Consider the following 5,760-nt stretch of genomic DNA (forward strand, 5'->3'; position numbering starts at 1 on the left):
AAGTGCACCGGCACGGGCCTCGCCACCTTGATCGTCTTGGCGCGGCCGCTCCCGATCGCCGCCTCGAGCGCGGGGCGCGTCCATCCTTCTTGGCCGGCCAGCACCCATTCCGCCACGTCGAGATAGTTCTGCGTCCGGACACAGCCCGCGCTGTAGGCGCGCTCGAAATAGTCGAACAGGTTCTTCATCGGCGTGTCGTGCAGATAGACGATGTGCTTGTTGGGCATGTCGAAGCGCAACAGGCCGAGCGCATTGTGCGGCCCCGGGTCCTGCCGGAACACGTAGCGGTCCGCCTCGGGACCCCACCAGTTGACGAGCGAGGGATCGATCTCCTCGCCGCCGAATGCCGAGAACACCCGGATGTGCTCCCTGTACAGGTACGATGGATCCTTGCGCACGGCGGGAATGAGCGCCGCCTTGGCAATCGAGCCCGGCACGTGCCAGTAGGGAAGCAGGTTGATCGCCTGCACCGAGGCGCTGACGACGGGCGTCGGTGTCGCGCGCTTGCCGGCGATGGTGCGGCTCGCCACCTCGACGCGCCCGCCTGCGATCCCTTGCAGCTCGAAGCTCGCCGAGTTCATGAGAATGAAGCGCGGTTCTGCGAGCTTCGGCAAGAGCTCCTGCATGCGCGCGAGGTTGAGCTGGAGCTGCCTGAGCCGCGTGTCGGCCGGCACGTTGAGCGCCCGCTGGGTGATTCCGTAGACGATGCCCGTCGGCTCGAGCCCGTTGCGAAGCTGGTAGCGCTTGACGCCCGCCTCCAGCGCATCGTCGAACATGTAGGAATCGCCGCCCGTCCGCACGTCCCCCGTCATCTCGAGCCGTCGCCGCAGGATGGCGACGTTGGCATCGCTGTCGCCGGGCCTCAGCGTGATTCGGTTGGGCAGGGTCGGCCAGCCGCCCGCTGCCACGATGCCCTGATAGGCGGCGATCGCCCGCTGCAATCCTTCGACGGCCGCGGGACTGATCCAGGGCTCAAAGCTCGGTTCGGGGGGAGGGATCCGTTGTCGCTGCGCCGCGGCCGGGAGACTGGCGAGCGTAAGCAACAGGACGCCCAGCGCGCAAACAGCGGTCTTGGCCGTTACGAAGGAATGGGATTGGCTGCGCATATCGGCCGGCGCTCTCACCACATCGGCGGCGCCGTGAGGATCCCGCCACGCTTCCAAAGAGCGTTGAGACCCCGCTCCATGCCGAGCGCGCTCCCTTTCCCGACGTTCGCCTCGAACATCTCGCCGTAGTTACCGACCGCGGCGACCGCATCCCGCAGCCACGACTTGCTGAGCCGCAGTTTCTCGCCGCTCGCGCCGGCGCCCTCCACGAGACGCTGTGCATCGTCCTTCAACGACGTCCCGGCGGTGGCAGCCGACGCCTTATCGAGCCCGACCTCCTCGGCGTTGATGAGCCCGGCAAGCGTCCATCGCACGATCTCGGTCCACTCGTCGTCTCCCTTGAGAACGACCGGCCCGAGCGGCTCCTTGGAGATGACCTCGGGCAGGATCGCGTGCTTCGCCGGCTCCGGAAACGAGGCGCGGTCGGAGAAGAGGGCGGAACGGTCCCCCGAGTATGTGTCGCAAGTACCGCCGGCATACGCCTTGAGCGTCTCCTCGCGCGTCGGCAGCACTACCGCCTGCGCCTCGATCTGATGCGCCTTGAAGAAGTACGCCATGTGCTTCTCGGTCGTCGTCCCGGCTTCCACGCACACCTTCGATCCCGAAAGCTGCTGGGCGGAAACGAAGCCACGGTCGTCGCTGGTCATGAATCCCTGGCCGTCGAAATAGAGCACGCCGGCAAACCTCAAGCCGAGATCGACCTCGCGATTCATCGTCCACGTGGTGTTGCGGGACAAGACGTCGATCTTCCCATCCTTGAGCGCGTCGAACCGCTCGTTGGTCTCCAGAGGCACGAATTCCGCCTTATCTGCAGAGCCGAGTGCGGCCGCCGCGAGCGCGCGGCAGAAATCGACGTCGAGGCCGGCCCAGACGCCGGACTCGGTTCGAGCGGAGAAGCCGAGCAGGCCCGTGTTGACGCCGCACACGAGCTTGCCGCGCTGGCGGATCTCGTCGAGTTTCGATCCCGAGGCTGGCAACGCACCCGTTTCGGTGACGGCTTCGGATCTTGAAGCGTCTGCCGCTGGTCCGGCCCCGCTTGCACCCGCCGCAGGCTCCGTCACGCCTCCAGTGGCATCCTTGCTCGCACCCGCCGCTGCCGGCCGGCAGCGGCTCTTTGGAACGACCGTGAACTGCCCGGCTCCGTCGCTGTTGCTCTTGCACGTGCAGGGACCCCGCGGCCCGTCCCGCAGCGCGCAGAGCCGGTACGCCGCATGGGCAGGATGCACGACGGCATAAAGGGTGCCGACGACCAATGCCATGGCGACACCCGAGACGATTCCATTTCTTGTCATGTGATGGTTCCCGTCTGGCGATAACGTTTCCCTCGATCGCGAGGCGAGGCGAAGCGGCACCGAGCCTACCGCATTCTTCCGAGTCATGCGACGGTGCGCAACCGAGCACAACGCATTTAGGGGCAGGGGGCATGACTGAGCAGACCGGGGTGGAGCAACCGCCCTCCGTGAGCCTGGGGCTCCTCCGCCGCGCCGTCCAGATCGAGCGCATGGAGGTTGCCGCGGCGCTCGGCGCATTCCTCATGTTCGCACTCGTCCTCGGCGGCTATTACTTGATCCGGCCGGTGCGCGAGAACATCAGCGCCGAAGCCACTGCCGATCAGCGCCAGCTCTGGTTTCTGCTCGTCTTCATCGTCATGCTTGCCGCCGTGCCCGTCTTCGGATGGATCGTCGCACGCGTCCCGCGCAATGCCGTGCTTCCCGGAATCTACGCCGTCTTCATCGGGCTGATGCTCTCATTCTGGCTCGCGCTCGGAGAGCGAGCCGACGGAGGAGGGCTCGGCGGAGCCTTCTTCGTGTTCGCGAGCGTGTTCAACCTTTTCGTCGTCTCTCTGTTCTGGATTCTGATGTCGGACATCTACGACAGCGAGCAGGCCAAGCGCCTCTACGGCTTCATTGCGGCGGGCGGTACGACCGGAGCCGTCATCGGCCCGTTCGCAGCCAACACGCTCGTGCCGATCGTCGGCGGCGAGAACCTGCTGCTGATCGCAGCCCTCGTCTTCACGGTTGCAGCAGCGCTGTCGATCTGGCTTCGCACCGCTGCCGGCGCCTTACCGAAGAACGGCGCCGAGGCCGAAGCACCGCCGACGCTGCGCACGCTGCTGTCCGGCGCCGAGCGTGTGCTTCGCGACAGCTACCTCATGCGCATCGCCGTCTACGTGCTGATCGCCAACCTGCTCTCGACCTTCTTCTATCTCGAGCAGGCGCGGCTCGCAGGCGAGACGATCCGCGACGCGACCACGCGCGTGCAGTTCTTTGCCGAGCGCGACCTCATCACCAGCATCCTGACCGTGGTGACCCAGGTGTTCCTGGCGGGCCGGATCATGTCCCGGCTGGGCATCGGCGTTGCGGCCTCTCTCCTGCCGGCGATTACGATAGCCGGGCTTGCGCTCTACGCGGCCTTGCCGACGCTTCAAATCGTAGCGGCCATCATGGTCGCCGAGCGCGTTGCGGCGTTCGCGCTGGCGAACCCGGCAACCAAGGTGCTTTACACCGCCGTCGACGCCGACGAGCGCTACAAGGCGCAGAGCTTCATTGACACGGTTGTCTACCGCGGCGGCGACGCTCTTTCCGGTGCAGTATTCAACGGGCTGACGAAGACAATGGGCTGGCCGCTGGGGCTCGTGGCCCTGGCGTCGATCCCCTTGGCCACCTTGTGGTTGGCCATGGCCTCAAGGTTCGATCGCGCGCTTCGGCAGCGCCTTTCCTGACGGCCGAAAAAGGATACCGGCGAGCTGTGGCAGTCCCGCAGCACCCTGCCGAACTATTAGGCAAGACCCCCGGAACGGTCGGTGGGCCACAAGTGAAGGAAGGGCATTCTTCCCGACAGAAGCATACGAATTTGCTGATTCATATCGATGTTCGATTTCACAGACGCAACGAGTGCCGCGAGCGCTAAGCACGACCATTTTTGAAGCACTCCGTTCCGCCGTTATCCTCGACGGCGCATATGGGCATATCCTCCAAAAGGCATGCAGGCATAAGGTCTTGCGTGTCGAGAATTAGCCGACTACGATACTCAACGATGTGTAGGGGCCGCGGGGGATATTGTAGTGCGTAGGATCTTGGCAGAAGTCGTGTTGGCATTCATTCGCGTCTACAGCCCGCTGCCCTCGCCGTGCGGAGGGGGAAAATCTGAAACACACCCTGTGTTGGCCCCCAGTTACCGAGGCTAAGACTTTACCGAGGCTGAGTCTCGGGCGGTTGTCTCGCGGATGAAGTCCGGATGCCGACTGTTGTCTACCTCATTAACGTCGACTGGTTCTTCGTCTCTCATTTCCAGCACCTCGCCCGCAGAGCGCTTTCCGACGGCAACCACGTCATTCTGGCCGCGCAACTCGGTCCCGCGAGCAGCACCCTGTATCCCAGGGGCTTGGTGCTCGTGGATCTGCCTTTCCAGAGAAACGGAATAAGGCCCAAGGGATTGGCCGCTTCCGTCAGGGCGGTGGAGGATTTGCTGGCGCAAACCACCGAGCCGGTCGTCCACGCCTTTGGGCTTTTCGGAGTGTTGGTCGGCGCCCTCGCGACGAGGCGGCTCAAAAACGTGCGCTGCGTCTATACCATAACCGGCAGAGGCTATGCGTCGGTTGCGCGTGAGCCCTCGATGCGCCTGATGCGCACGCTCGCACCTCTCTTCATCCGCTATCTCGCCGACGACGACAACACGCGTTGGATGGTCGAGAACAACGCCGATATCGCCCAGTCGGGCTTGGACCGCGCCCATCGCGACGGACGGGTCAAGGTCGTAGGCGGCGCCGGCGTCGATCCCGACGTCTTCGTTTCCAGCGCCTTGCCGGCACGTCCGCCCCTTCGCATCGGTTTCGTCGCGCGCCTGATCTGGTCCAAGGGGCTGGACATCGCCGTGCGCGCCGTGGCCATGGCCAGGGCCCGGGGGTGCGATGTCACGCTGACAGTCGCGGGGCAAACCGACGACAGCAATCCCCGCGCCTTCACGAAAGCCGAACTCGCGAAATTTGCGGCTGCTCCGGGTGTCCAATTTGTCGGAAAGGTGCAGGATATCCCCGAATTCTGGCGCCACCATCACGTCGCATTCCTGCCGTCGCGAGGCGGCGAAGGGCTCCCGAAGAGCCTGCTGGAGGCTGCATCCTGTGCGCGGCCCATCCTGACATCGCGCGTGCCGGGCTGTGAAGAACTCGCCAATGCCACGAACGGATGGGTCATCCCCGTCGAGGATGCGGCAGCCGCGGCAGACACCATCATCGAAATCGCTGCAAGCCAAGATCTCGAAGCGCGGGGAGCCTTCGCGAGATCCGTGATCAAAAAAGACTACAGCGAAACGAAGCTCTGGGAGACCGCGGAGGAATTTTACTTCAAATGAGGCGTGCTATTGACGTGGCCCGCCGCAGACCATGGAATCTCCTCTCGCCAGACAGGATCGCCGCACAAAACGCCCTGCACGCAAGTGAACCCCGAGAATGCGGGATGAATGACCTGAGATGACTGCCAAGCCGCAGATCCCTCTCACAATCATCATTCCTGTCTTCGCAAGGCCGGACAAGCTCGCGCGCGCGGTCGCGAGCATCGCCATGCAGGACGTCAGTCCTGCCGAGGTCATCGTGGTCGACGATGGCTCCGATCCCCCGATCCTACGAGAGGATGTGGCTCCGGCTGATCTTCCGCTG

5 protein-coding genes are annotated in these 5,760 nt (G+C 64.5%); 3 read left to right on the forward strand and 2 right to left on the reverse strand.

Annotated elements, in window-relative coordinates; all coding sequences use genetic code 11:
* Together IT540_RS08530 and IT540_RS08535 are read right to left on the reverse strand one after the other, a co-directional pair.
* On the reverse strand, positions 1–1,106 hold a 1,106-nt coding region (locus IT540_RS08530), incomplete at its 3' end, for a L,D-transpeptidase family protein (protein WP_291175812.1).
* Positions 1,107–1,120: 14 nt separating this feature from the next.
* Entirely contained in the window at positions 1,121–2,398 is a 1,278-nt protein-coding gene (locus tag IT540_RS08535) for an amino acid ABC transporter substrate-binding protein (RefSeq protein ID WP_291175814.1), read from the reverse strand.
* A 131-nt stretch (positions 2,399–2,529) separates the two neighbouring features.
* Between IT540_RS08535 and IT540_RS08540 the strand changes: the two genes are divergently transcribed.
* From IT540_RS08540 to IT540_RS08550, 3 genes are all read left to right on the forward strand, one after another.
* Positions 2,530–3,828, forward strand: coding sequence for an MFS transporter (locus IT540_RS08540; RefSeq protein WP_291175818.1), 1,299 nt, complete (start codon positions 2,530–2,532; stop codon positions 3,826–3,828).
* 515 nt (positions 3,829–4,343) lie between these two features.
* The gene (locus tag IT540_RS08545; RefSeq protein ID WP_291175821.1) at positions 4,344–5,456 is read left to right on the forward strand and encodes a glycosyltransferase; all 1,113 of its coding nucleotides are present in this window, start codon (positions 4,344–4,346) and stop codon (positions 5,454–5,456) included.
* A 118-nt stretch (positions 5,457–5,574) separates the two neighbouring features.
* A partial coding sequence (locus tag IT540_RS08550) for a glycosyltransferase (RefSeq protein WP_291175824.1) occupies positions 5,575–5,760 on the forward strand: 186 nt, incomplete at its 3' end.

This window comes from Hyphomicrobium sp. (genome assembly GCF_020852195.1).
In the GTDB taxonomy this organism is placed as follows: domain Bacteria; phylum Pseudomonadota; class Alphaproteobacteria; order Rhizobiales; family Hyphomicrobiaceae; genus Hyphomicrobium_C.

Coding starts and splice junctions, on each gene's coding strand:
- IT540_RS08535 (WP_291175814.1), bottom strand. CDS start 2,398: ATGACAAGAAATGGAATCGTCTCGGGTGTCGCCATGGCATTGGTCGTC.
- IT540_RS08545 (WP_291175821.1), top strand. CDS start 4,344: ATGCCGACTGTTGTCTACCTCATTAACGTCGACTGGTTCTTCGTCTCT.
- IT540_RS08540 (WP_291175818.1), top strand. CDS start 2,530: ATGACTGAGCAGACCGGGGTGGAGCAACCGCCCTCCGTGAGCCTGGGG.